Raw genomic sequence first — 16,990 nt, forward strand, 5'->3', positions numbered from 1 at the left:
GAGCATGATCCTGAGAACCCTCGCCTTGGTCGGCATGCTCGCCGCCTGCTCCGGCCTGCCCGCCGAGACGGCGGCGACGGCGACTGGCCCCGCCGGCGCCCCGCCCGGGACGTGCCACGCACGCGGGATCACGCCGGCCATCCTCGAAACGGTCACCGAACAGCGTCAGGAAGCACCGGCGAGCCGGGCACCCGACGGCACCGTCCTGGAGCCTGCGCGCTTTCGCACCGTGACCTCCACCCGGATCCTCCGCCCACGGTCCGAGGACTGGTTCGAGACGCCCTGTGCCCTGCGCGCGAACGACGCCGGCTTCATCGCGCAGGTGCAGCGCGCGCTGGCGGCGCGCGATCTCTATGACGGCGAGATCACGGGCGTCTATGACGGCCGGACCCGGATCGCCGTGCGGCGATACCAGACGCCCCGGGGGCTGGAATCGGGCACGCTCTCGCTGGCCTCGGCCAAGGCGCTCGGCCTCGTGGCGCTGGGGCGGGACGGGGTGTGACCCACCGGATCGACGCCATCGACATGGCGCGGGGCATCGCGCTTGCGAACATGGTGGCGTTCCACTTCCTGTTCGACCTGCGGATGTTCGGCTACGCGCCGGGGTGGTTCGACTATGGCGCCTGGTTCGACCTTTGGGCCAAGGGCATCGCGGGCGGGTTCATCCTGTTGGCGGGCCTCGGCCTGTGGCTTGCCCATGGGCACGGCCTCGGCTGGCGGGGGTTCCTGCGACGCCTTGCTGTCCTTGTCGCCGCCGCGGCCGCCGTCAGTGTCGCGACCTACGTCGCCGTGCCCGGCGCTTGGGTCCAATTCGGCATCCTGCATTCGATCGCGCTGGGGTCGGTATTGGCGCTGCCGTTTCTGCGCCTGCCGTGGTGGGCGACCGCCCTTGTCGCCGCGGGCATCCTGTGGTGGGGGCCGGGCATTGCCGTGCCGGCCTTCGACGCGCCGTGGCTGGTCTGGACCGGCCTCGGCACCACGATCCCGCCGATGATCGACTACGAGCCCGTGATCCCATGGGTCGCGCCCATGCTGCTGGGCGTGGCCCTCGGCCGGCTGGGCGACCGTGTTTGGCGGCGGCTGGGCAATCGGCCCGGGCGTTCGCCGTCGCGGCCGGGCACGCTCCTGGCCTGGGCCGGGCGGCATTCCCTTGCGGTCTATCTAGTGCATCAGCCGATCCTGATCGGGCTGATCCTCGGGGTCGCCTGGTTGGCCGGGCAGACGTGAAAACGGGCGCCGCGAGGGGCGCCCGTTCAAGTGGTCCGGTTCGGAGAGGCCGAACGGACTACTCGTCCTGAAGCGGCAGCGCGACGAAGCGCGCATCCTCGCCGCGGCGGATAAGCAGAAGGAAGGATTTCTGGCCGGCCTCGCGGGCCTCCTCGATCCTGTCCTCCAGGTCCGCGACGGTCGAGACGGCCACTTGGCCGGCCTCCTCGATCAGATCGCCCGCGCGCAGCCCCTTTTCATAGGCGGCGGAGGTCTCGTCGATATCCGACACGACCAAGCCCTCGGCCCCCTCTTCGAGGCCGAGTTGTCCGCGCAACTCGTCCGTCAGCGTGGAGATCGTCATGCCCATGATGGTGCTCTGCGCCGGATCCTCGGCCGTGGCCGAGGCCGGAACGGCCCGTTCGGCGTCTTCGCGACGGCCGAGCGTCACCAGCAGGGTCTGCGTCTCGCCATCGCGGAACACGACGACGCGCACCGCCTTGTCGACCGGCGCGTTGCCGACCGTGCGGACGAGCTGACCCGTATCCTGGATCTCCGTTCCGTCGAAGGTCAGGATGACGTCACGCGCCTCGATGCCCGCTTCCTTGGCCGGACCGTCGGGGACATCCGTGACCAGTGCGCCACGGGCGCTTTCCAAGCCCAGTGCCTCTGCCAGCTCCTCGTCGACTTCCTGGATGCGGACACCCAGCCAGCCGCGGCGGGTCTCGCCGAACTCCTGCAACTGGTCGACGACGCGGGTGACCACGTTGGACGACATCGCGAAACCGATTCCGATGGAGCCGCCATTGGGCGACAGGATCGCGGTGTTCACGCCGATCACCTCGCCATCCATGTTGAACAGCGGACCGCCCGAGTTGCCCCGGTTGATGGCCGCGTCGGTCTGGATGTAGTCGTCATAGCTGCCCTGAAGCTCCCGCTCGCGGGCCGAGACGATGCCGGCCGAGACCGAGAAGCCCTGGCCCAGCGGGTTGCCCATGGCCATGACCCAGTCGCCGGTGCGCATGACATCGCTGTCGCCGAAAGGCACGAAGTCCAGCGGCTCGGGCGCCTCGACCTTGAGAAGGGCGATATCTGTCTTGGGATCGGTGCCGATCAGTTCGGCGGGCAGTTCGGCGCCCGAATAGAACTCGATCAGGATCTCGTCGGCATTCTCGATGACGTGGTTGTTGGTGACGATGAAGCCGTCCTCGGAGATCACGAAACCGGATCCCAACGCGCTGCCACGGCGCGAACGGGGCGGAACGGGCGGCTGCTGTCCGTCTCGGTTGCGGTCGCGGAACTCCTCGAAGAAATCCTCGAGCGGGTTGCCGCTGTTGGGACCGCGCTCGGCGGCATTGATGGTTGTGTTCGTGGTGATGTTCACCACCGAATTCGCGACCTGATCGACCAGATCGGCGAAAGTGTCGGGCCGCTGCTGGGCGGCGGCGGCAAAGGCCGACGCGATCAGCATGGCAAGGCCGAGCATAACGGCCGCCAGCGCGCGGAACGCGGCACCGACGGGCCGTTGCAGGTTGGTGTCTGTAGGCAAGGGTTCCCTCCTGAGATTCCTGTTCGCGCCCTTTTGGCGGGCGTTCGACGTGTTGCATGTCCACATCATTCCGCCGGCTTTCAACGCGCGAGGCTTCACATGGCCGTGAGACGGAGCGTGACGGGAACCTAGGCCCGATTCGCGGCGCCGCCAAGGGGCGCGCATCCAAAGCCTGCACGGCCATGGAAAAAGGGCCCAGCGGGGCCCTTCCTCATTTGCATCCCGGTTCCGTCAGTTCTGGATCGGAACCGTCGTCACCGTGGTATCCGACCCCGCGGCATCGGCCGACGTCCCCGTGTCGGGGGCGTTCGACGGCGCCGTGTCGTCGGTGATCGATTCGGGCGTGACATCCGGTTCGTCGCCTTCGGCCGCGTTGCCGATCGGATCGGGCACAGGCTGCGCGGGGGCCGTCGCGCGCCCGGGGATGCGGTCGTTCTTCAGGTAGTCGAAGAACTCCGAATCCGGCGACAGGACTAAGGTCGAGTTGCTACCCTGCAACGCGCGGGTATAGGCCGTCAGCGAGCGGTAGAATTCGAAGAACTCCGGGTCGCTGCTGAACGCGTCCGCGAAGATGCGGTTGCGTCGGGCATCGGCTTCGCCGCGCGCGATCTCGGCCTCGCGGCTCGCCTCCGACGTCAGCTCGATCACGGTCCGGTCGGCTTGCGCGCGGATCCGCTGCGCCGCCTCCTCGCCGCGCGCGATTTCATCGGCGGCTTCGCGTTCCCGCTCGGCACGCATCCGCGCGAAGGTCGCATCCAGGTTCTGCGGTGGCAGATCCGTCCGCTTCAGCCGCACGTCGATGATCTGCAGACCCAGATTCGCGGCCCGCGACCGGGCCCCCGACGCGATGCGCTGCATCAGCAGGGCGCGATCTTCCGACAGGATCTCGTTGGAGGAAACCGAGCCCAGCACCTCGCGCATCTGCGACCGGATGATGTCATCCAGGCGCTGCTCGGCCTGCTCCACGCCGCCGCTGGGATTGGCCTCGCGGAACTGCCGGAGGTTGGCGATCCGGTAGCGCGCGAAGGCATCCACGACCAGGCGCCGGTCATCGCTGGGCGTGACCTCGATCGGATCGATGTCGCGCGACAGGATGCGGTCGTCGTAGAACGCGACATCCTGGATCAACGGCACCTTGAAGGCGATGCCGGGATCTTCCTTGATATCGACCACCCGGCCGAATTGCAGGACCAGCGCCTTCTGGCGCTCGTCGACGACGAAGACCGCCGAGAAGAGCACCACGAGGGCGAGGGCGAGGATCGGCAGAAGCCATATGCTGCGGTTCATCAATTCGTCCCCCCTTGGGTCGCGCGTCCGCCGCGAAGTTCGTTGAGCGGCAGATACGGCACGATGCCCTGGCCGCCATTGCCGCCGGTCACGCCGCCATCGACGATGATCTTGTCGACGTCGCCCAGGACCTGCTCCATCGTCTCCAGATAGAGGCGCTTGCGGGTCACGTCGGGCGCGTTGGCGTATTCGGCCAGCACGGCGGTGAAACGGCTCGCCTCGCCTTCGGCCTCGTTCACGACGCGGGCGCGGTAGCCTTCCGCCTCCTCCAGGAGCTGCGCCGCCTCACCGCGTGCGCCGGCCAGGACCTGGTTGGCATAGCGGTCTGCCTCGGATTGCAGCCGGTCGCGCTGCTGCTCGGCGGCCTGCACCTCGCGGAAGGCGTCGATGACCTGCGCCGGCGGGTCGGCCCGGTCGAAGTTGACGCGGAGGATCTGCACCCCGGAATTGTAGCTGTCGAGCGTCTGCTGGATCAGCTCGCGCAGACGTTCGGCGATGATCCCCCGGTCACGGTTCAGGATCGGCGCAAGCGGCGACTGCGCCACGATTTCGCGCATGGCGGATTCGGACACGGCGCGGATCGTCTGCTCGGGGTCGCGCAGGTTGAAGAGGTATTCCGCCGGATCATTGATGTTCCAGACCACTTGGAAATCAATGTCGACCACGTTTTCGTCGCCGGTCAACATCAGGCCCTGCTCGTCGCGATTGCCACGGTTCACGCCGATGGCGACCGTCCGTTCGGAGGTCACGGAGAGCACTTCCTTTGTGACCACCGGCCAGGGCGCGAAGTTCAGGCCCGGCTCGCCGATGCCCGAGAAATCGCCGAAGAACAACTCGACCGAACGCTGGTCCGCCTGGACACGGTAGAAGGACATGAACAGCCAGGCCACGATCAGGACCAGGATGCCGAGACCGATCGTCGTGCGGTTCACCTCGAATCCGCCGCCGCCCGGACCGCCGCCCCGATTGCCGCCGCCGCGACCCCCCATCAGCACGCGCAACTGGTCCTGCCCCTTCTTGAGAAGCTGGTCGACCTCGGGCACGCCCTGCGTCCCGCGATTGGGGGGCCTTCGCCCGCCGGTCGGGCGTTCGGGACCGCGCCCGTCGTCCCCGCCCGAATTGCCGCCGCCCCCCCAGGGGCCTCCGCTACCTGCCATCAAATCCGTCCCTTCGTCAGTCTTCTTGCGTGTTTTCTAGATTGGCCCCCGGGGGCACGAGTTCAAGCGAGCGTGCGGACCGGCTCCTTCAGGGTCACCAGCTCCTCGGCCATCGTGGGATGGACCGCGCAGGTCCGGTCGAAGTCGGCCTTCGTCGCCCCCATCTTCAGCAGGATGCCGACATATTGGATCATCTCGCCCGATTGCGGACCGACGATATGCACGCCCAGCACCTTGTCGGTCTCCTTCGAGACCAGCATCTTGAACAGCACCCGCTCCTCGCCGCCGGCGAAAGCCTGCTGCATCGGACGGAAGGCGGTGGCGTAGACCAGCGTCGATTCCTGCGCCTCGGCCTCCTCCTCGGTCAGGCCGACGGTGCCCATCTCGGGCTGGGTGAAGATCGCGGTCGGGATGAAATCGTAGTCCATCTGCGTCTTTTCGCCTTGGAACACGGTCTTGTGAAAGGCAATCGCCTCGCGGATGGCCACGGGCGTCAGTTCCATCTTCCCGATCACGTCACCCAGCGCAAAGATCGACGGCACCGAGGTCTGGCCGTATTCGTCGACGCAGATCGTGCCCTTGCGGTCCAGCTCCACGCCGGCTTCCTCCAAGCCCATCTCGCCGGTGTTAGGGCTTCGCCCGACGGCCCAGAGAAGGCAGTCGAATTCGTCCGCGTGCCCGTTGGACCCCTTGACCCAGATCCTGTCGCCGCGCTTCTCGATCTCCACGGGGGCGCAGCCGGTGTGGATGGTGATGCCGCGCCGCACCATGCAGTCGCCGACATGGCCGCGCGCCTCCTCGTCGAAGCCGCGCAGGATCTGGGCGCCGCGGATGAACATGCTGACCTCTGCGCCCAGGCCGTTGAAGACGCCCGCGAACTCGCAGCCGATATAGCCGCCGCCGACGATCAGCATCTTCTTGGGGATCGCGTCCAGGTGGAACAGGTCGTCGCTGACGACGCCCAGATCGGCATTCTTGATGTCGGGCAGGTTCGGGCGCCCGCCCGTCGCCACCAGGATGTGCTTGGCGGTCTTCGTGGTTCCATCGGCCAGTTCGACGGTGTGCGGGTCCTTCAGCACGGCGCGGTGATCGAAGATCTCGACGCCAGCCTTTTCCAGGTTCTCGCGGTACACCTCCTCCAGGCGATCAAGTTCGGAGTGCAGGCGGGTGCGGAAGGTCTTCCAGTCGAACGTACCGACCGACGCGTCCCAGCCGTAATCGCGCCCGAGATGGATTGCCTCGGGGTATTCCGATGCGAACACCATCAGCTTCTTCGGCACGCAACCCCGGATGACGCAAGTTCCGCCCATCCGGCTCGACTCGGCCAGCGCGACCCGGTTGCCGTCCATCGCGGTCAGCCGTGCCGCCCGAACCCCGCCGGAGCCGCCGCCGATGACGAAAAGGTCGTAGTCGAATTCCATTGATCTTCCTTTCCGGCGCCCGGGGGCCTTTGCTCCTGTCCGGTTCCGTCCTCCGGCACCGCGCCTCGTCAATCCGCGACGGACACGAAGATGTTGTCTTCGTCGCCGATGTCGATGCGCTCATGCGTCACGGTTCCGCGCGTCATGTCCCGGATCTCGACCCCGCCATCGGCGTCGCCCACGATCACGACGTCGCAGATGTCGAGGAACAGGCCGTTCTCGACCACGCCCGGGATCTGGTTGAGCACCAGCGAAAGCTGCCGTGGGTTGCCGATCCGGCGGAGGTGCAGGTCCAGGATCATGTTGCCCTCGTCCGTGCGATAGCGCGCATCGCGGTTCAGGCGCAGCGTCACGGAACGGCCGGCAACGTCCATCCCGATCAGGCTCTCCTCGATCAGGGCCTTGGTGGTCTGCCAGCCGAAGGGAATGACTTCCACCGGCAGGGGAAACGCCCCCAGGTTGTCGACATGCTTCGACTTGTCGGTGATCACCACCATCATGTCGGACGCCGTCGCCACGATCTTCTCCTGCAGGAGCGCGCCGCCGCCGCCCTTTATCAGGCTGAGGTCGGTGTCGAACTCGTCGGCCCCGTCGATCGTCAGGTCCAGCCACTTGACGTCTTCCAAGGTGGCGACCGGCACCCCGCATTGCCGCGCCAGATCCGCCGTGCGCGAGGAGGTCGGCACGCCGGTGACGCGCAGGCCGTCCTGGCGGATCCGTTCACCCAGGCAACGGACCATCCAGGCCGCCGTCGACCCGGTGCCCAGCCCGATGCGCATCCCGTCCTGGACGTAGTCCAGCGCGCGCCGCGCCGAGACGTACTTGGCCATGTCGATCGGGTTGGGCTTGGCGGACATCGTGGCGGGCTCCCTCGTTTCTCGGGGGCTTATAGACGTCACGCCGCCCCGCCGCGAGAGGCCATTTCCAGCGATTCCAGCAGAATTGGCAGGGCGCGCGCCGGAAGGATCAGCGCGACCGTCCCCTGCTCCAGGGTCAGGGAAACCGGGCCCGTCGCGCGGTTGGACGTCCCTACCCGTGTCAGTGGCGACATCGCGATCCCGTCGATGGGCCAGTGGAGGCCGCGACTTCGCCCCCGCACGGTGTCCAGCGGCCAGAGGGACACACGGGTTCCCCGGGACAGATCCAGATCCAGATGCGCGGGGGCGATGCATATGCAGTCGACCTCGTCCAGCAGAACGCAACGCCCGCGCGACCGCGCGAGTTCGGTCAGGCAGGCAAGGAAGTGATCGACCCGCGCCCCGGTGAAGCCTACCGCGATGGTCAGACCGGCGGGAAAACTGCGCAGGGCCTTGGCGAAGTCGGTGCTGTCCTGCTCGGCGATATGCGTCACGCGATCGGCCAAGGCCGACCGGGCCGCGGCCGAGACCGAGTCGAGGTCGCCGATCACGGCTTCGGGCATCCGCCCCGCTTCGATCGCGGTGTCTGCACCGCTGTCGACCGCGATCAGGCGGGGCGCATGCCTTAAGGCTTCGTCAAGAACCGCCGTGCTAACCGGTGCGCCACCGATCAATGTCTGCGCGGGGACCCATTCGGAAACGGCCCGTTTCAAATCTGGCAAGAATCCGTCCTCGGCATCGCCAAATTGTCCCGATCGGGGCACGATTTGACTGGATTCGTCTGTTTATGTCCAAGTTTGAGTGAAACAGGTTTCCCGCCCGGGAAGAAAGTGATGGTGCCTCGATGGTTCCCGCCAACAAGATTCTCACGGTCGCCTACGGGACCTTTTCCTGCACGCTGGAAGGGTTCGACGATCCTTTCTCGACGATGACCGACATCGCGGAATACTTCCGCGACCTGGCTGCCGAGGACCGATTCTTCGGGGCGGAGCCGCCGACCCCCGACATGGCCATGCTGCGCATGATCGCGGAAACCCGGGCCAAGCGTTCGGTCGATGCCCAGCCAGAGGAGGGCGGCGTGGTTCTGCGCCCCTCCACCGTTCCGGCGCCCGAGGCGGTCTCGGCCGCATTCGACGTCGCGTCCGAAGAAACGGTCGCGGACAATCCGATCACGCAACCGGCCGCGGCACCCGTCGCCGACCCGATCGTCGCCCAGGACGTCGAACCGGCCCGAGACGATGAAACCGATCCGACGCCTGCGCTCGAGGTGGACGACCCGATCGCCGCCGAGGACATGATGCCGGTCGCGGAAGACATCGTGGAAGACGAAACCTTCGACGCCGAGGAAGAGCCTGCGGTCGAGACGCGGGATGCCACCGAAATCGTCGAAGATGACGAACCCGCGCAGCAAGTTGCCACCCATGAGGACGCCACCGAGACGGCGATTGGCGAGGACGGTGCCGCCGCCAAGCTGGCCCGCATCCGCGACGTGGTGGAAGCGGAGCGCGACGTCGACCCGACCTTCGCCGAAGACGAATTCGCCGATGAGATGTTCGCCCGGGATCAGGCCCACATGGCCGACGACACCTTGACCGCGGCCTTCCCGGACGATGGCACCGCGTCCGATCTGGCCGGGCACGATAGGGAGGACACCCTGTCGGCGGACCTCTCCGCGATCTTCGCCACGCCGGGTGACGACACGCACGCGGAAGAACCCGCGGACGCGGCAGAGACGGACTGGACCGAGATGGCCGACGCATCCGGATCGGAGGACGAAGGAGACGGTGCTGACGACTTGGCCTCCGAGGCAGGGAACCCCGTTTCGGCCTGGACCGGCGAAGACGATGAGCCGGACGCGTTCACGGCTTATGGGCATGAAGAAGGCGAACGGGTCGACACCGCACCGCACGAGTCGCATGCCATTGCCGACGACGATCCGGTCGCGAATGACGACGAAGCCGGAGTCGCCGCCGAGACCGACGACGCCATCGACGAGGTTGCAGCCTTCGATGAGGCAGACGTCGCCAGTGAAGAGATTTCGGCATTCGGTCAGGCAGAGGCCGCCGCAGCCGACGAGGAAATCGTCGCAGCCGACGAGCGGATCGGCACGGCCGACGAGGACGCTGCAGAGGACGATGCGGCGGAGGGCGCCGTCCAGCCCCGTCGCATAAGCGTCCGCAAGATCCTGCGCGCCGACGCGGCGCAAGCCGCCGAAGCCGCGTTCGCCCCCGAGGAAGATGATTTCTCGGTCGAGGTCATCGGAGAGGATCCGACGCCGACCGCAAATGAAATCGCCGCATCCGGGATCGACGAAGGTACGGAAGTGATGGCGACCGGGGACGAAGACCTGATGGCCGAACTGGCCGAAATCGAAACCGAACTCGTTCGCGAGCCGGGCGATGTCGACAAAGCGGACACGACGGACCGGTCCGAAAGCTATGACGACCTGATCGCCGAGCTCATCGCGATCCGCACCGGGGACGACGAGACCGACGACGATGCCCAAGCCGAACCGGAGTACGCCCCGGACGCCATGACCGAACCCGACATGCGTGACATGACGGACGAGATGTCCGCTTTCGATGATGCGCCGTTCGAGGAGCCCGAGGCGGAGACCGCCGAGGTCGAGGCACTGGACACGGAGGTCGAGGCGCATGAAACTGAGGTCGAGGCGCACGACCCGATGGTCGATGCGCAGGACACCGAGGTCGAAATGCAGGACGTCGAGGAAGAAAGCGTCGAGCGGAGCGAAGAGGTCGAGATCGCCCAGCGCGCGGCCCCGTCCGGCCCCGATATGGAGCGCCTCTTCGCGGCCACCGACAGTCGGCTGACGGGCGAGGACGCTTCGCGCCGCCACGCGAACATCTCGCACCTGAAAGCCGCCGTCGCAGCGAAACGCGCGGAGGGATCGAGCGAGGAAGAGGAACGTGACGAGACCGATCCCTATCGTGCCGATCTCGCCAACACCGTCCGTCCGGCCACCGCGGTCCGGCCCCGCCGTGCGGCCCGTTCGGCCGAGGGACGCGCGGAGCGCCCGGCGCGCCCCGAGCGGCCCGCGCCGCTGGTCCTCGTCTCCGAGCAGCGTGTCGAGGAAGAACCCGTCGACGCCGCGCCGATCCAGCCGCGCCGCGCGTCGCACCTGCGTCGTGCCGAGACGCGGGAAGAGCCCACGATGCACGACGGCGACGCCATGAACGGCGACGATTTCGAGCAATTCGCCGCCGATGTGGGTGCCGTCGATCTGCCCGACATCCTGGAAGCCGCGGCCGTCTACAGCGCCAAGGTGATGGGGCAGGACAACTTCTCGCGGCCGCGCCTGTTGCACCTGGCTGCCGAAGCCTGCGACGAGATGAGCCGGGAGGACGGCCTGCGCGGGTTCGGCCAACTCCTGCGCGACGGCACGATCCGAAAGGTCAGCCGGGGCACCTTCGCCCTCGCCTCCGACAGCCGCTACGTCCCCGATGCGGAGCGCCGCGCGGGCTGATCCGGCCCGGCCGAGACGGGCGACCATCGAAGGCTACGTGACAAGCCCCGCCGCCCCCCGCGGCGGGGTTTTCTCGTGCGGGAATATTGCCTGGATGGCGCGTTCCGGACACGCGAACCGGGCTGCCCGCGCTTCTACCGGAACGTGGCCCCGGAAACCCCGATCGTCGGTCAGGCGTGGCATCTTGCCCGCCCCGAAAGGCAGCGGCATCGCCCCATCGCAGCCCCGTCCGCGCGTTCCTGCGCCCTACTCCGCGTCGTCTCGCGCGTCCGGATCTTCGCGCGACGTGCCGAGGAAGATGGGCTTCAGCGGAAGGAACGCGACCACGCCCAGCACGACATAGATCAGCAGCTCGACCAGCAGCGGCGGCTGACCGAACCTGTCGTAGATCAGCCCCATCGCCCCTACGACGACGATGATGTAGAGCGGCAAACCGATCACCAAGATCAGCAGTGACAGGCGCTTCCGGGTCTTGTGGCGAAGGGTCATCGTCAATCCTCGAACGGGTCGGTGACCAGGATCGTGTCCTCCCGCTCCGGCGATGTCGACAAAAGCGCGACGGGACAGGCGATCAACTCCTCCACACGGCGGACATACTTGATCGCCTCGGCCGGCAGGTCCGCCCAGCTCCGCGCGCCTTCGGTCGATTGCGACCAGCCCGGCATCTCCTCATAGACGGGAACGCAGCGCGCCTGGGCGTCGGCGGCGAAGGGCAGGTGATCGAGCCGTTCCCCGTCCAACTCGTATCCCACGCAGATCTTCAGCGTCTCGAACCCGTCGAGTACGTCGAGTTTCGTCAATGCGATGCCGTTGACGCCGGATGTCGCGCAAGTCTGCCGCACCAGGACGGCATCGAACCAGCCGCAACGCCGCTTGCGCCCCGTGACGGTGCCGAATTCATGCCCCCGTTCGCCCAGCCGCTGACCGTCGGCATCGTCCAACTCGGCCGGGAACGGCCCCTCGCCCACGCGCGTGGTGTAGGCCTTGACGATGCCGAGGACGAAATCGATCGCACCCGGCCCGATCCCGGTGCCGGTGGCGGCCTGGCCGGCAATCACGTTGGACGATGTGACGAACGGATAGGTGCCGAAATCGATGTCGAGCAGCGCGCCCTGAGCCCCTTCGAACAGGATCCGCTTGCCGGCGCGGCGCTTGCCGTCCAGCACCTTCCAGACCGGCGCGGCATATTCCAGCACCGTCGGCGCCACGTCGCGCAAGGCGGCCAGCAGCGCGTCGCGGTCCACCGGGTCCATCCCGAGGCCGCGACGCAGCGCATCGTGATGGACCAGGGCCCGATCGACCCGCGTCTCCAGCGTCGCTGCATCGGCCAGATCGGCCACGCGGATCGCGCGGCGGCCGACCTTGTCCTCGTAGGCCGGGCCGATGCCACGGCCGGTCGTGCCGATCTTGGCGACGGCGTTCTGGCTTTCGCGCGCACGGTCGAGTTCACCGTGGATCGGGAGGATGAGCGGCGTGTTCTCGGCGATCATCAACGTCTCGGGCGTGATCTCGACCCCCTGCTCGCGAAGCTGGGCGATCTCCTGCACCAGATGCCAGGGGTCGAGCACTACGCCGTTGCCGATCACCGACAGCTTGCCGCCACGCACGATGCCCGACGGCAATAACGACAGCTTGAAGACCTTCCCGTCGATGACCAGCGTATGGCCCGCATTGTGGCCGCCCTGGAACCGCGCGATCACATCGGCGCGCTCGGACAGCCAGTCGACGATCTTGCCCTTGCCCTCGTCGCCCCATTGGGCGCCGACCACCACCACGTTCGCCATGTTCCGATCCCTCGCCGCGTTTCCCGGAAAATCGCGCCCCCCTAACCCGCCCCGCGCCGACAGGGAAGCCTTGCGGGGTTGCGGCACCGTCCGGCAGTCAATAGGTAGCCGCAAACCGAGTTCGCAGCGGGCTTCGCATGGAAAACGTCATCCTCGTCATTCACCTGATCCTGGCCGTGGGCCTGATCGGGATCGTGCTTCTGCAGCGCTCCGAAGGGGGCGGTCTGGGCATGGGTGGTGGCGGCGGCGCGATGACCGGACGTCAGGCCGCGACGGCGATGACCAAACTGACCTGGGCATTGGCGATCGCGTTCCTGGCGACCTCGATCACGTTGACGATCATCGCGGCCTCGAACGCGGCGGGCGGATCGCTGGTCGACACCGTCCCCGAGACCGAAGAGATGGCGCCCGTCGTGCCGGACGGCGACGCGTTGCTGCCGCCGGTGCCGAGCGACGCACCGCTGGCCCCGCCGCGGTCGGACTGAACGGGCGAACCTTCATCTAGGGGGCACGGGGCCCCGTATTTCAGGATGTAGCGGGGCGCGGTTGCGGGCCGCCGCGATCGCCTGCTATTCTCAAATCCCGTGATTGGTGATTCCGCGACCTTCGGAATCGGGCGACGACGCGGGGGCTTTCCGAGCATGGCACGTTTTATCTTCATCACCGGCGGGGTCGTGTCCTCGCTGGGCAAGGGTCTGGCGTCGGCGGCACTGGGCGCGCTGCTGCAGGCGCGCGGCTATACGGTGCGCCTGCGCAAGCTGGATCCCTACCTGAACGTCGATCCGGGCACGATGTCGCCCTTCGAACATGGCGAGGTCTTCGTCACCGACGACGGGGCCGAGACGGATCTGGACCTGGGGCATTACGAGCGTTTCACCGGCGTCGCGGCGCGGTCCACGGATTCGATCAGTTCGGGCCGGGTCTATTCGAACGTGCTGGAGAAGGAACGGCGGGGCGATTACCTGGGCAAGACGATCCAGGTCATTCCGCACGTCACCAATGAGATCAAGGATTTCATCCGCATCGGCGAGGACGAGGTCGATTTCATGCTGTGTGAGATCGGCGGCACGGTGGGCGATATCGAGGGGCTGCCCTTCTTCGAGGCGATCCGCCAGTTCAGCCAGGAAAAACCACGGGGCCAGTGCGTCCTGATGCATCTGACGCTCTTGCCTTACATCAAGGCATCGGGCGAGTTGAAGACGAAGCCCACGCAGCATTCGGTCAAGGAGCTGCGGTCCATTGGACTCGCCCCCGATATCCTGGTCTGCCGGTCCGAGGGCCCGATCCCGACGAAGGAGCGCGAGAAGCTGGCGCTGTTCTGCAACGTGCGGCCCGACAGCGTGATCGCTGCGCAGGATCTCAAGTCGATCTACGAGGCGCCGCTGGCCTATCACCGCGAGGGGCTGGATCAGGCCGTCCTCGATGCGTTCGGGATCAGCCCGGCGCCCAAGCCCGTCCTCGACCGGTGGGAGGACGTGGTCGACCGGATCCACAACACCGATGGCGAGGTGCGCATCGCCATCGTGGGCAAGTACACGCAGCTTGAAGACGCCTACAAATCCATCGCCGAAGCGCTGACCCATGGGGGCATGGCGAACCGCGTCAAGGTGCGCGTCGATTGGGTCGATGCCGAGATATTCGACCGCGAGGACGCGGCGCCTCATCTGGAACGGTTCAACGCCATCCTCGTCCCCGGCGGCTTCGGCGAGCGCGGGACGGAAGGGAAGATCAAGGCGGCCCAGTTCGCCCGCGAGAAGCAGATCCCGTATCTTGGCATCTGCCTTGGCATGCAGATGGCGGTGATCGAGGCGGCGCGGAACATGGCCGACATGGGCAATGCCCGGTCCGAGGAATTCGCCGAGGGTGTCGATCCGCGCGATTTCACGCCGGTCGTCTATCACCTGAAGGAATGGGTCCAGGGCAACGCCAAGGTCACCCGCAAGAAGGACGACGACAAGGGCGGGACGATGCGGCTGGGCGCCTACGACGCGACGCTGGTCGAGGGGTCGCGCGTGGCCGAGGTCTATGGCGAGACCGCGATCGAGGAGCGGCACCGCCACCGCTACGAGGTCGACATCCGCTATCGCGAGCAGCTGGAGAAGGAGGGGCTCCTCTTCTCGGGCCTGTCGCCCGACGGTCGTCTGCCCGAGATCGTGGAAGTGCGCGACCACCCCTGGTTCATCGGCGTCCAGTTCCACCCCGAGCTGAAATCCAAGCCGTTCGCGCCGCATCCGCTCTTCGCCGATTTCGTTCGTGCGGCGAAGGAACAGTCGCGTCTGGTCTGACGGCCCTGTGTCGGTCCGTCACCCCTGATCGGGAAGATAGCGGCGCACGACCTCCTGCCCGGCTTCGCTGGTCATCACGTCCAGCAGCGCGCGGTTCATGGTCTCGCGCAGCGGATCACCGTCGGGGAAGGCCATCGTGATCAGAACCGGGTCCCACCGTGTCGTCCGGATCTGCAGACCCAGCCCCTCGCGGTCGTCGTGCCACTGCAGGACGGGGGCCGTTCCGACCGCGACGTCCACCTCCTCCTCGGCCACCAGGCGCAATGCGGCGGCGGGCGAAGCTGCGGCGGTCGACACGACGCCCCGGCCGGCCAGGAAGGCCCCGGCCGGGCTGTCCTCGACCACGACGACGCTTCGATCCGCCAGCGCCTCGGGCAGGTCCGGCGCGCCGCCGCCCCCATCGGCCAGGGTCACCACCGTCGCGGTCAGCGACGCGCTGACGGCAAGGCCCGTCAGCATCCAGAACATTGCCACCGCCCGTCCGAAGAAGGTGACCGGTGCCTTGTCGCCATACCCGATCGTGGTCAGCGTCACGCCGGCCCACCAGAACCCGTCGCCCAGCCCGTGAACGGCGTCCTTGTGGAACATCTCGGAATTGCGGCGGCGCTCAATCAGCCAGACGATCGCGCCGACCAGCAGCAAAAGCCCCGCGACGCCTAGGATGACGCGCAGGAACTCCCAAGTCAGCAGGCCGCGCACGACATTCAGCGGCCCTGTGGTGGCCTGGGAGGCATAGCCCAGCGTCGCCGTGTACATCGGGTGGGACAGGTCGGCCCGCGCCTCGGCCTGGGTACTACCTTCCACGGGCAGGACGACGCGATGCTCCGCCAATGCGGCCAGCGGATCGCCGGCCACCGGCGCGAAGCGAAAGTCCAGGCCGGCACGCTCGGCGGCCAGGCGGAACAGGTCGACGGCCAAGCCGGAATGGACACCGGTCGCATCGCGGATCGCGAATGGCGCCTGTTCGACCACGCCGACGGTAATCGGTTGGGCGGCGGTCTGGATCGGAATGAAAAGAAATAGGGCGAGGAGGGCGGTGCGAAGTCTCGTCATGCCACCAAAGCGCAGGAGACGGGCCCCCGGTTCCCCCGCGATCCGTCGGACGGACTCAGAATCCGAGGGTGAAGCGCCGGGTGACGCCGATGCTGGCCTTGAACTGCTCGTCATCGGCCGAAATCGGGCTGTCGGCCGCGTCGTTGCGGAGCTTTTCGTAGGTGACGGCGGCGTCCACGCCCCAGTTCTCGTTCAGGCGATAGCCCGCGCCGAATTCGATACCCGAGGAAAGCAAACCGCCATCCGCATCGAACGGGTCGAAATTGCCGCCGCTTGCGATGCTCTCGGCCTCGGTCACGCCGAAATAGGTGGACGCGTAATCATCGTCGCCGAACAGGGCGCGGGGTCCCACGCTCAGCGTCAGGCGATCGGACGGGCGTACGAACACGTCGGCCCCCAGTTCGCCCACGAAGCTCTCGTGGCCTACCGCGCCATAGCGCACGACGCCGAAGATCTGATAGTCGCGCGTGGCATAGCGCAGGCCACCCCCGATCTCGAGCGACGCATCCACGTCGTCCAGTCCGCGCAACTCGCTGTCGTCATCGTCATCACGCTCGCCGATATAGCGAAACGACCCGATGGCGCCGAGGCCGGTCGGAACGAAGAGCGGATCGGGATTTCCGAAGGTGAAACCGCCGAGGCGCAGATAGTTCAGCTCGCCGCTGAACGTCGGCCCGGCCTCGTTCCCCTCGGCACCGAAGTAGGATGGGGCGGATTCCACACCGCCACGCAGCGTAAAGCCCAGCGCGGGGCCCTGCGACTGCGACGAGAAGACGGGCGTGCCGAGATCCTGCGCCGAGGCGGCACAGGCGGTCAGCGCGAGAAAGGCGACGGAATGGCGGATCATGCGAATCCCGGGGTCCAAAGGGCGTCTCGAGGACGCTAGCATATGGAACGGCAAATACAC

At 67.1% G+C, this 16,990-nt stretch carries 15 protein-coding genes; 5 read left to right on the forward strand and 10 right to left on the reverse strand.

Annotation, left to right across the window (positions count from 1 at the left end; translation table 11 throughout):
- Positions 1 to 4: 4 nt before the first annotated feature.
- Both MWU52_RS09460 and MWU52_RS09465 read left to right on the forward strand, forming a co-directional pair.
- Positions 5 to 502 carry a peptidoglycan-binding domain-containing protein gene (locus MWU52_RS09460; RefSeq protein ID WP_246951399.1) on the forward strand — a complete coding sequence of 166 codons (498 nt, stop codon included), beginning with the start codon at positions 5 to 7 and terminating at the stop codon, positions 500 to 502.
- Positions 499 to 1,227, forward strand: coding sequence for a heparan-alpha-glucosaminide N-acetyltransferase (locus MWU52_RS09465; protein ID WP_246951401.1), 729 nt, complete (start codon positions 499 to 501; stop codon positions 1,225 to 1,227). The genes MWU52_RS09460 and MWU52_RS09465 overlap by 4 nt, the downstream gene beginning before the upstream one ends.
- Positions 1,228 to 1,285: 58 nt before the next feature.
- Here the strand turns inward: MWU52_RS09465 and MWU52_RS09470 are convergent, their stop codons facing one another.
- From MWU52_RS09470 to MWU52_RS09495, 6 genes are all read right to left on the reverse strand, one after another.
- A complete protein-coding gene (locus tag MWU52_RS09470; RefSeq protein WP_246952841.1) occupies positions 1,286 to 2,692 on the reverse strand; it encodes a Do family serine endopeptidase in 1,407 nt (468 codons plus the stop codon).
- A 294-nt stretch (positions 2,693 to 2,986) separates the two neighbouring features.
- Entirely contained in the window at positions 2,987 to 4,042 is a 1,056-nt protein-coding gene (locus MWU52_RS09475; RefSeq protein ID WP_246951402.1) for a protease modulator HflC, read from the reverse strand.
- Positions 4,042 to 5,199, reverse strand: coding sequence for an FtsH protease activity modulator HflK (hflK, locus tag MWU52_RS09480; protein WP_246951404.1), 1,158 nt, complete (start codon positions 5,197 to 5,199; stop codon positions 4,042 to 4,044). The genes MWU52_RS09475 and hflK overlap by 1 nt, the downstream gene beginning before the upstream one ends.
- A 62-nt stretch (positions 5,200 to 5,261) precedes the next feature.
- Positions 5,262 to 6,620: a glutathione-disulfide reductase gene (gene gorA / locus MWU52_RS09485; protein WP_246951406.1), complete on the reverse strand. Its 1,359-nt coding sequence runs from the start codon at positions 6,618 to 6,620 to the stop codon at positions 5,262 to 5,264.
- A gap of 68 nt (positions 6,621 to 6,688) precedes the next feature.
- Complete coding sequence (rpiA, locus tag MWU52_RS09490) at positions 6,689 to 7,477, reverse strand: ribose-5-phosphate isomerase RpiA (protein WP_246951408.1); 789 nt, start codon at positions 7,475 to 7,477, stop codon at positions 6,689 to 6,691.
- 38 nt (positions 7,478 to 7,515) lie between these two features.
- Positions 7,516 to 8,241: a thiamine diphosphokinase gene (locus MWU52_RS09495; protein ID WP_246951410.1), complete on the reverse strand. Its 726-nt coding sequence runs from the start codon at positions 8,239 to 8,241 to the stop codon at positions 7,516 to 7,518.
- An 80-nt stretch (positions 8,242 to 8,321) separates the two neighbouring features.
- Between MWU52_RS09495 and MWU52_RS09500 the strand changes: the two genes are divergently transcribed.
- On the forward strand, positions 8,322 to 10,961 hold the full coding sequence (locus MWU52_RS09500; RefSeq protein WP_246951411.1) for a hypothetical protein: 2,640 nt from the start codon (positions 8,322 to 8,324) through the stop codon (positions 10,959 to 10,961).
- Positions 10,962 to 11,207: 246 nt separating this feature from the next.
- Here the strand turns inward: MWU52_RS09500 and MWU52_RS09505 are convergent, their stop codons facing one another.
- Both MWU52_RS09505 and MWU52_RS09510 read right to left on the reverse strand, forming a co-directional pair.
- Positions 11,208 to 11,450, reverse strand: a complete 243-nt coding sequence (locus MWU52_RS09505; protein WP_246951413.1) for a DUF2842 domain-containing protein — start codon at positions 11,448 to 11,450, stop codon at positions 11,208 to 11,210.
- 2 nt (positions 11,451 to 11,452) lie between these two features.
- Positions 11,453 to 12,745: an adenylosuccinate synthase gene (locus MWU52_RS09510; RefSeq protein WP_246951415.1), complete on the reverse strand. Its 1,293-nt coding sequence runs from the start codon at positions 12,743 to 12,745 to the stop codon at positions 11,453 to 11,455.
- Positions 12,746 to 12,882: 137 nt separating this feature from the next.
- Here MWU52_RS09510 and secG point away from each other — a divergent pair, with 137 nt between their 5' ends.
- Positions 12,883 to 13,230, forward strand: coding sequence for a preprotein translocase subunit SecG (secG, locus tag MWU52_RS09515; RefSeq protein ID WP_246951417.1), 348 nt, complete (start codon positions 12,883 to 12,885; stop codon positions 13,228 to 13,230).
- A gap of 156 nt (positions 13,231 to 13,386) precedes the next feature.
- Positions 13,387 to 15,030, forward strand: a complete 1,644-nt coding sequence (locus MWU52_RS09520) for a CTP synthase (protein WP_246951419.1) — start codon at positions 13,387 to 13,389, stop codon at positions 15,028 to 15,030.
- Positions 15,031 to 15,048: 18 nt separating this feature from the next.
- Here MWU52_RS09520 and MWU52_RS09525 read toward each other — a convergent pair whose 3' ends face one another.
- Both MWU52_RS09525 and MWU52_RS09530 read right to left on the reverse strand, forming a co-directional pair.
- Complete coding sequence (locus MWU52_RS09525; RefSeq protein WP_246951421.1) at positions 15,049 to 16,083, reverse strand: ion channel; 1,035 nt, start codon at positions 16,081 to 16,083, stop codon at positions 15,049 to 15,051.
- Positions 16,084 to 16,138: 55 nt separating this feature from the next.
- Positions 16,139 to 16,930: a MipA/OmpV family protein gene (locus MWU52_RS09530; protein ID WP_246951422.1), complete on the reverse strand. Its 792-nt coding sequence runs from the start codon at positions 16,928 to 16,930 to the stop codon at positions 16,139 to 16,141.
- Positions 16,931 to 16,990 lie beyond the last annotated feature (60 nt).

Origin of the sequence: Jannaschia sp. S6380, from assembly GCF_023015695.1 — a bacterium.
In the GTDB taxonomy this organism is placed as follows: Bacteria; Pseudomonadota; Alphaproteobacteria; order Rhodobacterales; family Rhodobacteraceae; genus Jannaschia.